This window comes from Sphingobacterium sp. UT-1RO-CII-1 (assembly GCF_026711005.1).
GTDB lineage: Bacteria > Bacteroidota > Bacteroidia > Sphingobacteriales > Sphingobacteriaceae > Sphingobacterium.
The window spans coordinates 72,774-90,375 of sequence record NZ_JAPPVJ010000011.1; the positions used below are offsets into that span (position 1 = coordinate 72,774).

13 protein-coding genes are annotated in these 17,602 nt (G+C 37.7%); 6 read left to right on the top strand and 7 right to left on the bottom strand.

The window, feature by feature from the left end:
- Positions 1–117: 117 nt before the first annotated feature.
- Entirely contained in the window at positions 118–996 is an 879-nt protein-coding gene (gene era, locus ORI89_RS18305; RefSeq protein WP_268232000.1) for a GTPase Era, read from the top strand.
- Here the strand turns inward: era and uvrC are convergent.
- From uvrC to porW, 3 genes are all read right to left on the bottom strand, one after another.
- On the bottom strand, positions 984–2,792 hold the full coding sequence (gene uvrC, locus ORI89_RS18310) for an excinuclease ABC subunit UvrC (RefSeq protein WP_268231965.1): 1,809 nt from the start codon (positions 2,790–2,792) through the stop codon (positions 984–986). The genes era and uvrC overlap by 13 nt on opposite strands.
- Before the next feature lie 85 nt (positions 2,793–2,877).
- A complete protein-coding gene (locus ORI89_RS18315) occupies positions 2,878–5,127 on the bottom strand; it encodes a penicillin-binding protein 1A (protein ID WP_268231966.1) in 2,250 nt (749 codons plus the stop codon).
- A 17-nt stretch (positions 5,128–5,144) separates the two neighbouring features.
- Entirely contained in the window at positions 5,145–8,276 is a 3,132-nt protein-coding gene (gene porW / locus ORI89_RS18320) for a type IX secretion system periplasmic lipoprotein PorW/SprE (protein ID WP_442800898.1), read from the bottom strand.
- 238 nt (positions 8,277–8,514) lie between these two features.
- Between porW and ORI89_RS18325 the strand changes: the two genes are divergently transcribed.
- Complete coding sequence (locus tag ORI89_RS18325; protein ID WP_268231968.1) at positions 8,515–9,735, top strand: TCR/Tet family MFS transporter; 1,221 nt, start codon at positions 8,515–8,517, stop codon at positions 9,733–9,735.
- Here the strand turns inward: ORI89_RS18325 and ispF are convergent.
- Entirely contained in the window at positions 9,719–10,198 is a 480-nt protein-coding gene (gene ispF / locus ORI89_RS18330; protein WP_268231969.1) for a 2-C-methyl-D-erythritol 2,4-cyclodiphosphate synthase, read from the bottom strand. The two genes, ORI89_RS18325 and ispF, sit on opposite strands and share 17 nt — an antisense overlap.
- Before the next feature lie 314 nt (positions 10,199–10,512).
- On the opposite strand from ispF, the gene ORI89_RS18335 reads away from it, so the two are divergent.
- From ORI89_RS18335 to ORI89_RS18345, 3 genes are all read left to right on the top strand, one after another.
- Positions 10,513–12,036, top strand: a complete 1,524-nt coding sequence (locus tag ORI89_RS18335; protein WP_268231970.1) for an SUMF1/EgtB/PvdO family nonheme iron enzyme — start codon at positions 10,513–10,515, stop codon at positions 12,034–12,036.
- A 142-nt stretch (positions 12,037–12,178) separates the two neighbouring features.
- On the top strand, positions 12,179–12,751 hold the full coding sequence (locus tag ORI89_RS18340) for an RNA polymerase sigma factor (protein ID WP_268231971.1): 573 nt from the start codon (positions 12,179–12,181) through the stop codon (positions 12,749–12,751).
- 14 nt (positions 12,752–12,765) lie between these two features.
- The gene (locus ORI89_RS18345) at positions 12,766–13,857 is read left to right on the top strand and encodes a S1C family serine protease (protein ID WP_268231972.1); all 1,092 of its coding nucleotides are present in this window, start codon (positions 12,766–12,768) and stop codon (positions 13,855–13,857) included.
- A gap of 64 nt (positions 13,858–13,921) precedes the next feature.
- On the opposite strand, the gene ORI89_RS18350 is transcribed toward ORI89_RS18345, so the two are convergent.
- Positions 13,922–14,557 carry a peroxiredoxin gene (locus ORI89_RS18350; protein WP_268231973.1) on the bottom strand — a complete coding sequence of 212 codons (636 nt, stop codon included), beginning with the start codon at positions 14,555–14,557 and terminating at the stop codon, positions 13,922–13,924.
- A 170-nt stretch (positions 14,558–14,727) separates the two neighbouring features.
- On the opposite strand from ORI89_RS18350, the gene ORI89_RS18355 reads away from it, so the two are divergent.
- Positions 14,728–15,864: an acyl-CoA dehydrogenase gene (locus ORI89_RS18355; RefSeq protein ID WP_268231974.1), complete on the top strand. Its 1,137-nt coding sequence runs from the start codon at positions 14,728–14,730 to the stop codon at positions 15,862–15,864.
- Between the two features lie 55 nt (positions 15,865–15,919).
- Here the strand turns inward: ORI89_RS18355 and ORI89_RS18360 are convergent, their stop codons facing one another.
- Together ORI89_RS18360 and ORI89_RS18365 are read right to left on the bottom strand one after the other, a co-directional pair.
- On the bottom strand, positions 15,920–16,327 hold the full coding sequence (locus ORI89_RS18360) for a hypothetical protein (protein WP_268231975.1): 408 nt from the start codon (positions 16,325–16,327) through the stop codon (positions 15,920–15,922).
- 5 nt (positions 16,328–16,332) lie between these two features.
- The gene (locus ORI89_RS18365; protein WP_268231976.1) at positions 16,333–17,583 is read right to left on the bottom strand and encodes a glutamate-5-semialdehyde dehydrogenase; all 1,251 of its coding nucleotides are present in this window, start codon (positions 17,581–17,583) and stop codon (positions 16,333–16,335) included.
- Positions 17,584–17,602: the final 19 nt, after the last annotated feature.

A 17,602-nucleotide genomic window follows, 5' to 3' on the forward strand; every position in this document is an offset into this window, starting at 1 on the left:
AATGTGTTTTTATATTTAAACGCGCTTTGCTTATCACCCAGCGCAACATTACTTCCTCTTTTATTGGAGCACAAAGATATTATTTGTTTCTTTGTAATCCAAATAGAAACAAGAAAAATGTCACATAAAGCAGGATTCGTCAGCATCATCGGCAAGCCTAACGCCGGAAAATCTACCCTAATGAACTCATTAGTAGGTGAAAAAATGTCAATTATCACACCAAAGGCACAAACCACGCGTCACAGGATAATTGGCATTGTAAACGACGAGAACCATCAAATTGTATTTTCTGATACACCTGGCGTCATAAAACCGAATTATTCTTTACAAGAGTCAATGATGAATTTTGTACAAGGATCGTTAATTGACGCTGATATAATTCTATTTATGACCGACATTCATGAAAAGTATGACGAAAATGACGTTTTAGAAAAACTACGGAAAACTGCTTCACCTGTCGCTGTTTTAATTAATAAAATTGATAAATCTTCTGAAGAAGAGGTGAAAGCTAAAATAGAGTTTTGGCAAGAGAAGTTAAATCCAGATGCTATTTTTGCTATATCAGCACTCCTCAACCATGGTGTATCCGGTATTATGGAATATATCAAAGATAAATTACCTATACATGCACCATATTATGAAAAAGACGAGCTAACCGATAGAAATATGCGCTTTTTCATTTCAGAAATGATACGCGAGAAGATATTCAAGCTATACGACAAAGAAATACCCTACAGTACCGAAGTCGTGGTAACGAGCTATAAAGAAGAGGATAAAATCACTCGTATAGCTGCAGAAATAATCGTCGAAAGAGATTCGCAGAAAAATATTATTATAGGCAAAGCAGGAGCAATGATCAAAAAAGTGGGAACATACGCCCGCCAGGATATGGAAGAGTTTATTGACGGAAAAGTGTTTTTAGAACTCTTCGTTAAGGTAATTCCAGATTGGCGCAGTAAGAAAAATTATTTAAAAAAATTCGGCTACGACGATTGATCATTAAAATAGGCCCGGAGTGCATGAACTTGTTTTTTGTTCAGCACTTCGCTCAACTCATCATCCGTAGCTCCTTTAACTCTTTTTGTTGACTTAAACTTTTTCAGCAATTTCTCTACAGAGACTTTTCCTATTCCAGGAATATTGTCCAACTCGGACACAAATGTTTTCTTACTTCGTTGATTTCGGTGAAAAGTAATACCAAAACGATGGGCTTCATCACGAAGATGTTGTATTACTCGCAAAGTTTCTGATCTCTTATCTAAATATAAAGGATACTGATCACCAGGAAAATATAGTTCTTCTAGGCGCTCTGCAATCCCTATAACCGTCATCTTTTTTTCTATCCCTAATAATCTTAAGCTTTTCAAAGCAGCACTCAACTGCCCCTTTCCTCCATCAATCACTACGAGCTGAGGTAACTCTGCCCCTTCCTCCAATTGTCTTTTATAGCGCCTATAAACAGCCTCTTCCATAGTCGCGTAATCATTCGGCCCATCTACTGTCTTCACATTAAAATGTCTATAATCTTTCTTTGAAGGTTTTGCATCTTTAAACACAACAATTGCAGAGACAGGGAAGCTTCCTTGAATATTTGAGTTATCAAAACATTCTATATGTTGTGGCAAAACATTCATTCTCAAATCTTTTTTCATCTGAGTCAAGATACGCTCCACCTTCACATCCGGATTTAGGCGCTCATAATGTAGCATACGCTCTTTCTTAAAGTAAGCAACATTTTTCATAGAGAGATCCAACAAACTCTTTTTATCTCCGGCTTTTGGCACTGTAAACTTCAAAGCACTATCTGTTTCGATCGGGATATCAAATGGTACAATAATCTCTCGGGAGGTACTCCTGAACCGGCCTCGTATTTCTGGAATTGCTAAACTCAAGAGCTCCTCTTCCGTCTCGTCCAAACGTTTTCTTAACTCAATAGTTTGCGTTTGAATCACGACACCATGAGCTACTTTTAAATAGTTAACGAAAGCATAATTATCATCTGATGCGATGCTAAATACATCGATATTCGTAATGGAGGAGCTAACAACAGTGGATTTACTTTGATAATTGGATAATTTATCTAATTTAACTTTTAAGCGATGAGCAAGCTCATAATTCATTGCCTCGGCGGCGGCTTTCATTTGACTTTTCAAACGATTAGTAACAATTGCTATCTTTCCGTTCAAAATATCTTTAATATCCGAAAGGTTCTGTTCATAATCCTCTTCGGTCTGATAACCTTCGCAGGGTCCTTTACAATTTCCGATTTGATATTCTAAGCAAACCTTATATTTTCCCTTTGCAATATTAGCTTCTGATAGATTGAGATTACAAGTCCGCAAGGGGAAAAGTTCTCTAATCATACTTAAAATAATATGCATCATACCCACAGATGCGTATGGGCCATAATACTTTGAGCCATCTTTCACATAGTTTCTCGTCCAGAAAACACGCGGAAAATTTTCATTTTTAATAACAATCCATGGATATGTTTTATCATCTTTAAGTAATACGTTATAGCGGGGCTTATGCTTTTTAATCAAATTATTCTCAAGCAGCCAAGCGTCTATTTCTGTATCTACAATTGTAAAACTAAGTCTTGCAATTTTACGTACAAGCACTCTTGTCTTTGCATTCAATTGAGTTTCATTAACAAAGTAAGACCCGACCCTATTTCTCAGGTCTTTTGCTTTACCAATGTAAATCAGTTCATTATTTTTATCAAAATACTGGTAAACTCCGGGTTTATGTGGAACCTTCCTAAGCTCTTCTTTATAATCAAAAACATCCATCTGCAATCACATCAAATACAAAAGAGCAAAAAACGAATCTTATAAAACGTCTTTTGCTCCCTTTCGAAACAACATTTAGGGACTTTTAAAAGCCCAACCTGTTATCATTTAACTCTTCATTTTCTATTGGCGCCCCCATAAAAGGAACAAATTGATTACAATCTAATTCAAACCTAGTAATCCCCCCCTCAGGCATTTCAAATTTTGCATCTCCATAGTGCAACTTCTTATCTGCATAAACCTTCTTCATATACAGCCCAAAGATTGGCAAAGCTGCTTGAGCCCCTTGCCCCGACGCCATACTATAAAAACGTATTCCTCTATCTTCAGCTCCGGTCCATACTCCTGTCACCAGCTCAGGTGTTACACCTATAAACCAAGCATCAGAGTTATCATTCGTTGTTCCTGTCTTTCCTCCTATAGGCTGCGTAAGCCCTCCATACTCTGCCCGACGCAAGCGTGACCCCGTCCCTCCATCAACCACACCGCGCAGCATATCAACCATTGCATAAGCAGTTTCACTATTCAATGCTTTTACCACATGTGGAGCTTTTTCATAGATAGGGGTTCCATTTTTATCCTCTATACGCAAAATCATTATTGGCTCGATCCACGTTCCATGATTTACAAAAGCAGAGTAAGCTCCCACCATATCATATACAGAAGCCTCATAAGCTCCAAGTGCAATCGAAGGATATGGCGGCACTTCAGAAGTAATACCCATTTTCTTTGTCAACGTTGCAACATTCGCAGCCCCAACTTCATTAATCAAATAAGCTGAAGCAAAGTTTTGGGATAATTTTAAAGCATTTTTTAAAGTAATTGGGTCACCGCCATTGGCCGTTCCTCTCGGAGTCCACTTACCATAGGTCTGTAAATGATTAGGGACCGACACGCAAGGCGAGTAGCCATTATCAATAGCATAAGCATATGTAAAAGGTTTAGCTGTTGATCCTACTTGTCGTTCAGCTAATTTCACATGGTCAAATTTAAAATGCTCAAAGCTAATTCCCCCCACCCAGGCTTTAATATGTCCGGTTTTAGGTTCCATAGACATTACTGCATTTTGCAAAAAGAGCTTATTATACCTGATCGAATCCATAGGAGTCATCATAGTATCTATATTTCCTTTATAAGTAAACAAAGTCATAGGCACCTTCTTATCAAACTCCGCTCTTATTTGCTCCTCGGTCATATCCTCTTCTTTCAGCATCCGATATCGATCTGACCTGCGCATACCAGTAATCAACAACTTTGCATTATCTCCTTTAAAAGGATCTGCAGTTTTATATTGTCGGTCAAAGTCTCGTTGCAATTTAGCCATCCATTCTTTTTGCGCTTCTTCAGCATATTGCTGCATTGCGTAATTAATCGGCGTATAAACCTTCAAACCATCCCTATCCAAATCATAAGCCGACCCATCTGCCTTTGTAATAGACAATCTTTTAAATTCCTTTTTTATTTCCTCTTTCAATACTGCCCTAAAGTAAGGTGCTAAGCCTTCTCCATAATTGGAAATTCTCAGGCGTAAATTGATCGGGCTTTCTTTAGCTTTCGCATATTCGCTTTGTGTCAGGAAATTTTGTTTTTCCATATTCATCAAAACGGTATTCCTTCTTACAATTGCTCTTTCCGGAGCTTTTACAGGCGAATAAAGAGAAGTTCCTTTTAACATACCCACAAGCATAGCAGCCTCTTCGGCATTCAGTTCAGCAGGTGTAGAATTAAAATACGTACGAGCTGCAGACTTTATTCCATAGGTATTATAAGCTCCAAAGTCTACGGTATTAAAATACATTGTAATAATTTCCTCTTTGGTATAATTACGTTCCAATCTAACAGCAGTTACCCATTCCTGAAATTTCTGCATAATACGTTTAGCTGTATTACGCTCTCTTCGTTCAGAAAATAAGTTTAAAGCCAATTGTTGGGTAATAGTACTTCCCCCCTGCTTATTACCTGTTAAAGTATGAAAAACCGTTGTTAACGTCCTAGAATAATCTATCCCCGAATGTGAATAAAAACGTTTATCCTCGGTGGCTATGAGTGCATTCACCAAATGAGGAGACAGCTCACTATATTTCACATTCGATCTATTATGTCTATAATAAGTTCCGAGTACTTTTAAATCATCGCTCAGGATCTCGGAAGCCAAATTACTCTTCGGGTTTTCCAATTCTTGGAATGAAGGTAATTTCCCAAACATGCCAACTCTGACACTCAAAATAAAAATACAAGCTATAACTACAACACTAAAAAATAAAAGCCAAAAATTCCGTGTATAACGCTTAATATCTTCTTGTGTTAATAATGTTTTTTTTGATTCTCTCTTCATCGTACTTAAAATACAATTTATTGCTCTATATAAATTTGATGGTAATCGCTTATCTGTATTCCATCTTTCAATGTACCTAATAACTCTTTCGTTATAACAAAAGAATTATAATCAGATTCCGGGACTTTCATTATCTCAGGCAACAAAGGTAATATTCTTGATTCATATGTCTTCACTTCTTCAAAAGTTTCAAATGGCCCGACAAACAACAATTGATTTTCAGCATTAATCAATTGTAATTGGTGACTGATATTTGCACGCTGGTATCTTGAACGGTTAAACTGCCCAATACCGTAGCGACTAGGGGCTAAATTCACTCTGGGATCTTTTATATTAATAGTGAAAAAATAAGTTGCCGTATCTGGGAACAACTTCTTATCCCGATATTCATTAGGACCGTAATTAATAGACAGATCTGCCCCTCCTATCGCCTTTGTATCTAATTTAACAACCGTATTCCCCAAACCACTTTTTTTACTATCAGCTACCTTGATCCCCATTCCATCCAGTGTTGCAACCTTTCTTTCTTCCTCCTCCTCTATCGTTAAATTTGCGATTACATTCCCTCCTTCCCTCCTTTTTAATTCAGCCTGACCACTTCGCAAATCTAGGTTTGCTTTTACTTGTAGCTTGGAGTCAAGTTCACCTGCTAAGAGCAACTCGACTTTTTCACTCTCTTTCTCTACTTGAAGGGGGTCTTCTACTTTCAGCTCTTCTTCTTTCTTCGGCTGAACTAAAGCAACTCCTGTTCTATAATCTCCATAAATATTTAACGCTGGCCAAGGCGTCATGTCCGGCTCATCAACAAAAGCTACACGGCTTTTATCAATGTCCTGCAAGGCATTGACCCGGTTAACAAAAAGATTAGGGTTAGATTCTATGAAGGTTAAGTTTTCCAGCGCTAAAGGAACTACTAAGCTATCTGCAGGGTAATTATCAACCAACGTCTCTAACGCACTGGTAAAATCCGCCACACGTCCTACACGACCTATAGCTAATGCTTTTAAATACTCAATCTGAGCCAACATGGTCGAAGCTTCAAAACCTCCCTGCAATTCTTCATTGGCTTGTTTTATCACTTCAACGTAATCTCCTTTTGCATATAGTGTGAACAAGCGTTCAAACGCACGATCTAAAACTTTTTTATCTCTATTTACCTTATCCATATAATAAGGATCTTTTGCAACTTTAGCATGCAATGTGTTTGGAAAAAGTTCAATCAACTTGTTTTTATATACTGTACTTTTTGCAATATCCACCTCATCATACATTCTATAAAGAGAATAATACACCTCTGCACTTGCCGTTGTATTCGGAAAACGTTCTAAAAATGCTTCATAAGCAATAATAGCATCTCTATTATCCCGTGTATAATCTCTATAAATATTTCCTATAACAATCATATTGTCATGTACTATTCCCAATCGTCTATCATATTCCGACTGACTATCTGGAATAGAATCCAAATACCTGCGTTTGGCTAAGTAAAGAAACTCACCTGTATCTAACGAATCAGTACTCGCTATCACTTGCGACTCTTTTCTAATAGCTGTATCTATTGATAAACTGGCTGTATTATCCGCAGAAAAACGCCAATCATCTTTTAGTTGCCTGGTACCCCATCTGCGTTTAAATTCTGACGCTCCTAATAATAAAGCATCTGTATTATTAAAATAGAACCTATTATCAGTAAAGGTGCTTGCTGCTGACTGAGGTTCTGTTGCGACAAATGTATTGTTAAAAACCTGCTGACGCTCTTGCACGTTATTTTTTCTCTTTTCACTATTTTTCGTCAACAAACGCTGTCTCTCCGTTTCAGCCTGCTTAACAAATAACTGCTTAGCTGCATATTTAGACACTTCTTCCATACGACCTTCGTCGTCAAGCTTCCCCAAAGAAATTAAAGTATCTTGCCACAGATTGACTTCATACAGCTTGGTAAGCTCTCCCATATAAGCAAGCTTCCTCCTCACTTTGTTAACATCTGTATAATCGTTTGGCAAAACACTAGCAGTACTGTCATAATATAACTGTGCTGCATGATATCTTCCTTTCTCAAAATGATAATCGGCTAATGTCAAATAGGTTTCTGTAGTTTGATACAAACTTGCATCCGCATTTTGAAGAGAGAGATTAAAATATTTAAAAGCATTTTCTTCATCCCCTTCCACAAGGTAAACCTTCCCTACCTCGTACAAAATTTGATCTTTATACCCCTCATGTTTTCCTTGTCTTAACATAGATAAAAATGGTTTAACACGAGAATTCAAGTCGTCGCCCGATAGTTTTCCCTCTAAAAAAGCAGCTTGAAGCGCAGCTTCAAAAGACATATCAAAAGGAGCATTGCTACGTGACATCTTTTCAAACATTTGTCTTGCCTTTTCATTTTCCTCTTTTTCCTGATATAACTGCGCTAACAAAAAGCGCCAACGTTCTTTATCATATCTGTCCTTATTAGATTCCAACGCATACTCCAAAAACGGGACTGCCTCTTCCGGCCTACCAAGCCTTAAAAGAACATTTGCCTTTGCAGCATTCACAAAAGTCCGTACTTTCTTATTATCATCAACGAACATAAATGCAGAATCCACAGCTTTTTCTGCCTGTTCTGTCTTATTAATCTGCAATAAGGCTCTCGATTTCCAAGCGTAAGCTAAAGGTCTATATTTAACCGCGAATTCCTTATCCTTAATAAGCTTATCAAAAAACTCAACAGCCGTATAATAAGACCCTTTTAAATAATAAGCTTTACCAATGATAAAATACGCTTCACCAACATACTTGCTTTCTTGCTTCGTATTAACAATCTTATAAGCCTTCTGAACCAATGAATCCATTGCTTTATGAGGATCCCCATTCACGGTAGGCTCATCAAAAACGCTTAACCGTACCTGATAATTTTTACCTGTGCCATCATAAATAGATTTACGTTCCTGCTCTAACATATTATTCGCATTATATAAAATGTTATACTTTGATGTTAGATTTTGAAAAAAATCAGTCTTCAAGCTATCATCTATACTACTTTGCTTGGACGCTAATTTTCTTTTAGAACTCTTGCATCCCGACATTGTAAAAAACAGAAGCAATACAGCTTGAACAAAGAGCAAAAACCGCACCCAAACTCTCTTATCAGAATTGATCACCATGTAAAATAATTACTTAATACTTATTGCTAATAATATTTCAATCCAATTAAAGCACAAAAATACCATAATTCCAACAATTACAGGGGCGCAATGCTTTAAAAAACGTGAATTATCCACAAAGTAGTCAAACAGTTACAAAAAAAAGATTTATTATATAATCAAAACCTTATTTTTGACGTACTTAGTCCGGAACAAATCACAAAGTTAAATTAGCATTTCAGGAGAAATCAGCACCTCTATGTTTAAAACAAATAATTCTGCTTTATTTTTCATTTTCCTAACTGTCGTCATTGACACCATAGGATTAGGTATTATCATACCCGTAATCCCTGGACTAATACGAGAACTTATAGATGGTGATTTAAGCGAGGCGTCTCGTTACGGGGGATGGCTTATGTTTTCTTATGCCTTTACACAGTTTATATTTGCTTCTGTCCTAGGAAATTTAAGTGATAGATTTGGAAGACGCCCTGTTCTTTTAATTTCCCTTTTAGGCTTTTGTATTAACTATACATTAATGGGATTTGCGACCTCCATACTTTGGCTTTTTATTGGTCGATTAGTTGCAGGAATCACAGGGGCTAGCCACACAGTAGCAGCGGCTTATATAGCCGACGTTAGTACGCCCGATAGAAAAGCACAAAACTTCGGATTACTGGGAGCGGCATTCGGACTAGGTTTTATTATAGGTCCAGTTATCGGGGGTATACTCGGGCAATACGGAACGCGCATTCCATTCTTTGCTGCAGGAGCACTTAGTTTACTAAACTTACTATACGGCTATTTTGTAGTACCCGAATCATTAAAAGTAGAAGATCGAAGAGAATTCTCTTGGAAAAATGCGAATCCCATCGGAACATTTAATTACATCAAAAATTTCCCTCAAATTCACACATTAGCTATATGTATATTCCTCATAAACCTAGCTGCACATGCTATACAAAGCACCTGGTCATATTACACTATGGAAGCTTTTGATTGGGATGAACGTACTGTTGGCCTATCCCTTGGTTTCATAGGTGCTCTAGCTGCTATTGTTCAAGCAGGCTTAATACGCCTTATCATTCCCAAAATAGGCTTACCAAAAGCAGTATTAATAGGTTTGATTTTTTACAGCATTTCCATGGTCGCTATGGGCATATCCATAAATACAACAACAATGTTTGCCTCTGGAGCTATCTATGCTTTAGGCGGTATTGCCGGCCCCGCAATACAAGGATTGATATCTAATCTTACTCCCAATAATGAACAGGGGCGTATACAAGGCGGAATTGCCTCCATTATCAGTCTAACAGCCATTATAGGTCCATTAATGATGACTAATCTTTTCTATACTTTCACAAAAAAAGGAACCACCGTTTATTTTCCGGGAGCTCCCTTCATTATGGGCTCTATTCTTTCTTTAGTAGCCGCTATTATAGCATTTCTTTATTTCAGAAAGCCTAAACTTTCTGAATAAGACATACAGCATAAGCCACTACCCCTTCTTCACGACCAATAAAACCCATTGTTTCATTGGTTGTAGCTTTAATAGAAACATCCTCTACAGAAATACCGGCCGCGCGCGCAATATTTTCTTTCATAGCAGGAATAAAAGGTTTAATTTTAGGAGCTTCTAAACATAGCATACCATCTATATTACCTAATTCAAAACCTTTTTCTTTAATCAACTCGACGCATTTTTCTAAAAGCAACAAACTACTTACCCCCTTCCATTGCGGGTCTGTATTTGGGAAATGATAACCGATATCCTCCAAATTTGCAGCGCCTAAAATAGCATCACATATTGCGTGCGCTAAAACGTCAGCATCAGAATGACCAAATGCTCCCGAATGATGTTCTAAATCAACCCCACCAATTATGAATGGATATCCTTTCGCTACCTGATGAACGTCAAAACCAAAACCTACCTTAATCTTCATTTATAATTTCAATTATACTTCAATAAAAAACCCCTCTGTATAGCTATCTTATCAAGTAAAGAACTCATCACTTACCCTAAAAGATCCCTATTCGCTATCAAAATCTCTAAATTATACAAATATTAGTTAAAGGAGCTTATTTCTAGTACTAAATATTCTAAAAACTGTTAAATAACAGCCCATCTAAATCAATATACGTAGTCATATTACTACGATATAAAACCTCACCAATAACTACTTAGTAATAATAATTTGTTACTTTTGCTTCGTAAAATTCATAATTATATTTTATGATATTGAAAACCAACTTTACAATGAGAAAAACTTTACCTCTTATTATTGTGGCTCTCACTATACTCACCCTTATCTCTTGTAAAAGTAGATCCGGGCGACGAGATGTATCCGCAAAAACAGGAGTAGCTTATAACGATCCTCATAATGGAGGCCTACAAATCAATCGAAAAGTCAAAGAAACCCCAGGGCCGGGATTAGTTGCGATTGAAGGTGGGACCTTTGTCATGGGAGGAAGCTTAAACGAAGATATAGCTTACAGCCATGACAATATAAAACGTCGAGTTACTGTCGCTTCATTTTACATTGACGAGACAGAGGTTTCTAATGCAGATTGGCTAGAGTATCTACATTGGATAGCACAGAACTTCCCTGATGACGGCAAGCTATACTATGATGCATTACCTGACTCTTTAGTCTGGCGCCATCCTTTATCGTATAATGAGCCTTATGTCAACCTCTATTTAAGGCACCCATCGTTCCAAGACTATCCAGTAGTTGGAGTCTCTTGGGAGCAAGCCACCGCTTATTGCCAATGGAGAACAGATCGAGTAAATGAAAATATTCTTAGGCGGTCGGGCATCTTAACAGATTATAAAACAAAGGCAGAGCAAAATGTACAAGGGGATGCTTTTAATACGGAAATATATCTAAATGGACAACTCCGTGGAGAAGGAATCGATGGCCCGAAAATGCCCAACGACACACGACCTGAAGCAGAAGCAGGCGCTAAGCGTTCAGTGCGTATGGAAGACGGTATCTTAAAACAACCTTATCGTTTACCAACAGAGGCGGAATGGGAGTATGCAGCCTTAGGTCTAATAGGCAACAGTGTTAGAGGCAACGTCGAAGACAGTAGAATATACCCATGGAGTGGATTGGGCGTGCGGTCAGCTAAAAGATCAAATCAAGGCCGCATGATGGCTAACTTCAAAATAGGAAGAGGAAATAATATGGGTGTAGCTGGCGATTTAAATGACGGTGGAGACATTACTGTTCCGGTTACGAGTTACGCTCCTAATGACTTTGGACTTTATAACATGGCAGGAAACGTCAACGAATGGGTAAATGACGTGTATCGTCAACTTTCATTCGAAGACTTCGAAGACTTCAACCCTTTTAGAGGGAATGTATTTCAAGATAATCAATACGAAGATGCTGAAGCCCGTGTATTAGCTAAAGACAAATATGGCCGCCCTATTAAAGTTCCTGCACGCGCACCGCGCAAACAGTCTTGGGAAGAGCTTCAAGCATCTAAAAATGGAGAACAAGGCACCACATCTGCGTATAAATATGATGCCCGCGGATTCGAAGATGAAGAAGTAGAAGAGCTTTACGGGAAAACATCTCTAGTTAATAACAACAGCCGAGTATATAAGGGTGGTTCATGGAATGATCGTCCTTATTGGTTAAACCCCGCCACACGCAGATTTATGCAACAAGATGAATCCGATGCCATGACTGGCTTTAGATGTGCTATGACTATGGTAGGCAATGTATTCGGTCCTTCACAGAAAAAAAGCAAAAAAGGTGGTTCAGCCCACTAACAAATAGTTTTTCAAGAAAAGCTCTCAACAAATTGAGAGCTTTTTTTTTATCTTTAACCCAATAGAAAAGTAATCAATTGATATAGTTTAAAAAGAAAAATCAAAACAACAGGTTACCATTTGACAAATAAGGTATTAATAAGTGAGTAAGGAAAACAGCGATATAAGCATTGATGAAAATATCATTCAAGCAATCAGAATTGGCAACCACCAAGCTATAGAACACATCTATAAATTGTGCTATCCACCGATAGCTCGAATGATTATCGACAATCAAGGAAGTACACAAGAAGCTGAAGATATTTTTCAGGAAACCGTCATGGTCTTTTATGATCGAGTTACTAAAAGCGAAGATTTCCACCTGACAAGCAAGTTACAGACTTTCTTATATGCTATTGCACGACGCTTATGGCTAAAACAACTTACTCGAGGTAAAACTAGATATCATAAAGACTCTGTCGATGATCATTTAGATTTACTAATTGCTGAAGAAGCTATTGAAGAGCATAAGGCATTGGAGTCTAAATTGGCACATATGGAAAGCGCCATGCTCGCTTTAGGTGAGCCCTGTAAAAGTATATTACATGACTTTTACATAAAAAATAAGTCCATGTCTGCGATAGCAGAGAAGTTTGGTTATACCAATCCTGATAATGCTAAAAATCAAAAATATAAATGCCTTCAGCGATTAAAAAAAATATTTTTTCAAAAGTAAGTTAGAATAGAATCATGAAAAGGTTAAATGAGCAGGATTTTTTAGAGTGGGCTGATCAATATTTAAATGAAGAATTAAGCAAAAGTGAAATTCTTCAATTTGAACAATACTGCATTTTTTTTCCAGAGGATGCACAACTATTTCGTGAACACAAAGAATTTCTCAGCATCTACAAGAAAAATCAGCATAGGAATGAGTTCAAAAAAGCTTTACATCAACAAAAACCAAAAAAGGCAAAAAAACAAGCTACACAGGTAATTTCTTTATCTGCCATTTGGAATCGACTAAAACTTAATGTAGCAGTTGCTGCTGCAATTGCTATTGTTTCTGTTTTTTCCACGCTATGGCTGACTGGATATTATTCCACATTAAAGAAAACCACTTCTGATTACAGTGCTTTACGTCGAGACATGAATAATGTTAAACGCAACGTCAACGCACATAATGCCGCTATTAGAAGTTTCAACAAAGATAAAAACAGTGATGAAACAACACATTATGGAGCAACAAGCTTTATGATTACGAAGAGCGGCTACGTTGTCACAAACTATCATGTTATAAATGGTGCAGATTCTATACGTCTTCAAAACAACGGAGGTGAAACATTCAAAGCTGAAGTTATTTTCACCAGCCCTGAAAAAGACTTAGCTATCTTACATATCAATGACTCCTCATTCCGCTCCGTTAAGCAGGTACCTTATACTTTTAAAAACCGTGATTCTGATCTAGGTGAAGACATATTTACCATTGGTTTTCCTCGAGATGAAGCTGTTTATGGTCAAGGATATCTCAGCTCCTCGACCGGTTATGCCGGAGACACGTTGGCTTACCAGATATCAATTCCGGTCAACCCAGGTAATAGCGGAGGTCCCGTGCTGGACAAAGAAGGAAATGTTATCGGTATAATTAGTGGGAAACAAAAAGGAATAGACGGCGCAGCCTTTGCTATTAAAACGAAGGCCTTAATGGAAACATTAGAAGATATACCAGCCGACTTACTACCAACAGAAATTATAGTTAGCAACAAAAATACGTTAAATCATCTGAGCAGAACGGAACAGATAAAACGTCTTCAAGATTATATTTATATAGTTAAAGTGTATTAATAAATCAGAAGAGGGAGCAAAATTGCTCCCTCTTTTTTTATAATTATCTAATTCATCATTTTTTTTATTTATTCGGCTGAGGTGTTGTTCGCAAATACGGTTTTATCTCTTTAAATCCTTTTGGAAACTTAGCAGGAATATCTTCCGTTTTAATAGCAGGGACAACAATAACATCCTCCCCATCTTTCCAGTCAGCAGGAGTTGCAACCGAATACTCGTCTGTCAGTTGTAAAGAATCGATTACGCGCAATATTTCATAAAAATTACGTCCTGTTGATGCTGGATAAGTCAATGTCAATTTCACTTTCTTATCCGGTCCGATTACAAACACCGATCGTACAGTCGCCGTTGCCGATGCATTCGGATGAATCATATCATACAATTCAGAAACTTCACGGCTTTCATCTGCGATAATCGGAAACTCAACACTCGTATTTTGAGTTTCATTAATATCCTTGATCCACCCTAAATGTTCCGACACTGAATCTACACTTAAAGCTAACACTTTCACATTGCGCTTATCAAACTCTTCCTTTAACTGAGCCGTACGCCCCAATTCTGTTGTACATACAGGAGTATAATCGGCCGGATGTGAATATAAAACAGCCCAACCTCCATCGATATATTCATGAAAGTCTATTTTACCGATAGAAGTATCGGCTTTGAAATTTGGGGCAATATCTCCTAATCTTAAACTCATTGTTTTATCTTTTAAAATGTAAACAAACTATCTACTCTACAAATTTAGTAGATTATTTTATTAAAGGGAAAGTATTAGGCTATTTTTTTATAAAAATACGAATCTATTTATTTTACTATGCAAGCATAGTAAAATTCATTATATTTGAATTAACTCAATTTGAACACATTATGTACTTTACACTTACTGAAGAGCAGCAAATGATCCAAGAAACGGCCCGTTCTTTTGCACAAACATTAAAACCGGGCGTTATTGAGCGTGACGAACATGCTGCATTTCCAACCGAATTTGTTAAACAAATGGCCGAACTAGGTTTTATGGGAATGATGGTTGATGAAAATTATAATGGTGCTGGTCTAGACACATTATCATATGCAATTGCACTAGAAGAAATAGCCAAAATAGACGCTTCGACAGCAGTTATCATGTCTGCTCACAACTCTCTAGTCTTATACGGACTAGCTGCGTTTGGGACTGAAGAGCAAAAAGAAAAATACCTAAAACCATTAGCTAATGGTAATAAATTAGGCGCCTTCGCCCTATCCGAGCCTGAAGCAGGCTCAGATGCAACATCACAACACACTACAGCTGTAGATAAAGGCGATCATTATCTACTAAATGGCACAAAAAATTGGATTACTAATGGAGGCACGGCAGACATTTACCTAATTATTGCACAAACTCATCAGGAAAAAGGTCACCGTGGTATCAATGTCTTTATTGTTGAAAAAGGGATGCCAGGCTTCAGTATAGGTCCAAAGGAAAATAAGTTGGGCATTCGCAGTTCAGATACTCATTCTTTGCTTTTTGATGACGTCAAAGTGTCCAAAGCCAATCGTATTGGAGAAGATGGATTTGGTTTTAAATTTGCCATGTTAACACTTGATGGTGGCCGTATAGGTATAGCAGCGCAAGCATTAGGTATAGCGGCGGGAGCTTATGAGCTATCTATAGCTTATGCAAAAGAGCGGGAAACATTCGGAAAACCCATTGCCCAGCATCAGGCAATACAGTTTAAACTTGCTGATATGGAAACAGAAATAGAAGCCGCCCGCTTACTAACCTATAAAGCAGCTTGGCTAAAAGATCAAGGAAAGCCTTATGCTAAAGCTGCGGCTATGGCAAAGCTATATGCCTCAGAAGTCGCTATGAAAACCACCATTGAAGCAGTACAAATACATGGAGGTTATGGTTATGTCAAAGAATATCACGTAGAACGCTTAATGCGAGACGCTAAAATAACACAGATATATGAGGGCACATCTGAAATACAACGTTTAGTTATAGCCCGTGAAGTATTAAAATAAATGAATAGCTTTGGCTACCTTTTTTCTAAGTAGCCAAAGCCTATTACAGACAAAACTACCCCTTAGCCAATTCCTCATCAATCAATGCAAAGTGAGCATAATCTTCAAAGGAGAAAGCTCCCAGACTAACTGAAGCATGATTTAACAATAGCTTTGCCCTTCTAAAAAGCTCTAAAGACTGTGCACGTTCTTGACAAAGCAAACCATCCCTCAGCAACAATAAAGCCAAAGGTCTTATTTGCTCCTTATCCAAGCTTCTGTCGATATAATCAAGTAATTCTTCTGTTTTAGTTTCAATGAACCACGATCGATCAACATTAAAAAACTTTAAATAACCATCCTCTAATAAGCTAGGATCAGCAGGTTCATCAAAAGCTTCATATTTATCTACGAGTAAACGTAAAAATTTACCCATCTCATTCACCCAATTTAATATCGTATCTTTCTCGTAACGAATCCCCATAATCCTTATCTAATATGCCCCTGTCCTGTCACAAACCATTTTTCCGTCACTAATTTTTCAAGAGCAAATGGGCCTCTTGCATGCAGTTTTTGAGTAGAGATACCTATTTCAGCACCTAACCCAAACTCACCACCATCGGTAAACCTAGTCGATGCATTAGCATAAACCGCTGCCGCATCCACGGTGGTCATAAAAGTATCGATTACTTCAGAATCTGTCGATACAATACATTCGGAATGTTTTGACGAATGTTGCAAAATATGTGCTAAAGCATCGTCCATTGAATCCACCACTTTCACAGAACAGTTCAAAGACAAAAACTCACGTCCAAAATCCTCCTCTTGCGCATGATAAAGTACAGGGTAGCCCGCTTCATCTAAAAACTGATAAGCTACAACATCCGCATAAATTCCAACTTTATATTCTGCCAGAGCAGGAGCCACACGTGATAAAAAATCCTTAGCTACTTTTTTATCAACAAGTACGGTATCTAAAGCATTACATACGGAGGGTCGTGATATTTTGGCATTAGCAACAATACGAACCGCAGCATCTAAATCCGCAGACTCCTGAACATAAGTATGACAAACACCAGCCCCTGTCTCAATAACAGGAACTTTCGCATTACTACGAACAAACTCAATCAAAGATTGTGATCCTCTGGGAATAATAATGTCTATATATTTTGTTGCTGTCAAAAGTTCTGCAACAAATTTCCTATCTGTTGGTAAAAGCTGTACCATATGCTTATCTAAGCCCTCTTGCTCTAGCGCATCTTGTATGATCTTAACCAAAATCTGGTTACTATACCAAGCATCAGTGCCCCCACGTAGTACACACACATTTCCAGAACGCAAGCAAAGAGCTGCTACATCAATAGTCACATTAGGTCTTGATTCGTAAATAACACCTACTACCCCCAAAGGGACGGTCTTTTTTTCAATTAACAGGCCATCTTCACGGACAGTTTTTGATACACTCACATTCGTAGGGTCAGCTAGTGATGCAACAGCAAGCACACTTTCCGCTAAAGCCTCTATCCGCTCATTAGTCAATAACAAGCGATCATAACGGGAATCCTCAGGAGACATCTGTGACAGATCTTTCTCATTTTCTATTATTACCGCATCTTTTCGCTTGCGCAATAAAACAGAAATAGTTTCCAGTAGAATACATCTTTCTTTATCGGTTAATCGTTTTAATGGCACCGTGGCTTTATGCGCTGCATACAGCTCCGCCTGAATATCGATCTTCATGTTATTTCGCCTCTTTTAT

Coding starts and splice junctions, on each gene's coding strand:
- ORI89_RS18315 (WP_268231966.1), bottom strand. CDS start 5,127: ATGAAGAGAGAATCAAAAAAAACATTATTAACACAAGAAGATATTAAG.
- era (WP_268232000.1), top strand. CDS start 118: ATGTCACATAAAGCAGGATTCGTCAGCATCATCGGCAAGCCTAACGCC.
- uvrC (WP_268231965.1), bottom strand. CDS start 2,792: ATGGATGTTTTTGATTATAAAGAAGAGCTTAGGAAGGTTCCACATAAA.
- ORI89_RS18335 (WP_268231970.1), top strand. CDS start 10,513: ATGAGAAAAACTTTACCTCTTATTATTGTGGCTCTCACTATACTCACC.
- ORI89_RS18325 (WP_268231968.1), top strand. CDS start 8,515: ATGTTTAAAACAAATAATTCTGCTTTATTTTTCATTTTCCTAACTGTC.
- ORI89_RS18355 (WP_268231974.1), top strand. CDS start 14,728: ATGTACTTTACACTTACTGAAGAGCAGCAAATGATCCAAGAAACGGCC.
- ORI89_RS18350 (WP_268231973.1), bottom strand. CDS start 14,557: ATGAGTTTAAGATTAGGAGATATTGCCCCAAATTTCAAAGCCGATACT.
- porW (WP_442800898.1), bottom strand. CDS start 8,276: ATGGTGATCAATTCTGATAAGAGAGTTTGGGTGCGGTTTTTGCTCTTT.
- ORI89_RS18345 (WP_268231972.1), top strand. CDS start 12,766: ATGAAAAGGTTAAATGAGCAGGATTTTTTAGAGTGGGCTGATCAATAT.
- ORI89_RS18365 (WP_268231976.1), bottom strand. CDS start 17,583: ATGAAGATCGATATTCAGGCGGAGCTGTATGCAGCGCATAAAGCCACG.
- ispF (WP_268231969.1), bottom strand. CDS start 10,198: ATGAAGATTAAGGTAGGTTTTGGTTTTGACGTTCATCAGGTAGCGAAA.
- ORI89_RS18360 (WP_268231975.1), bottom strand. CDS start 16,327: ATGGGGATTCGTTACGAGAAAGATACGATATTAAATTGGGTGAATGAG.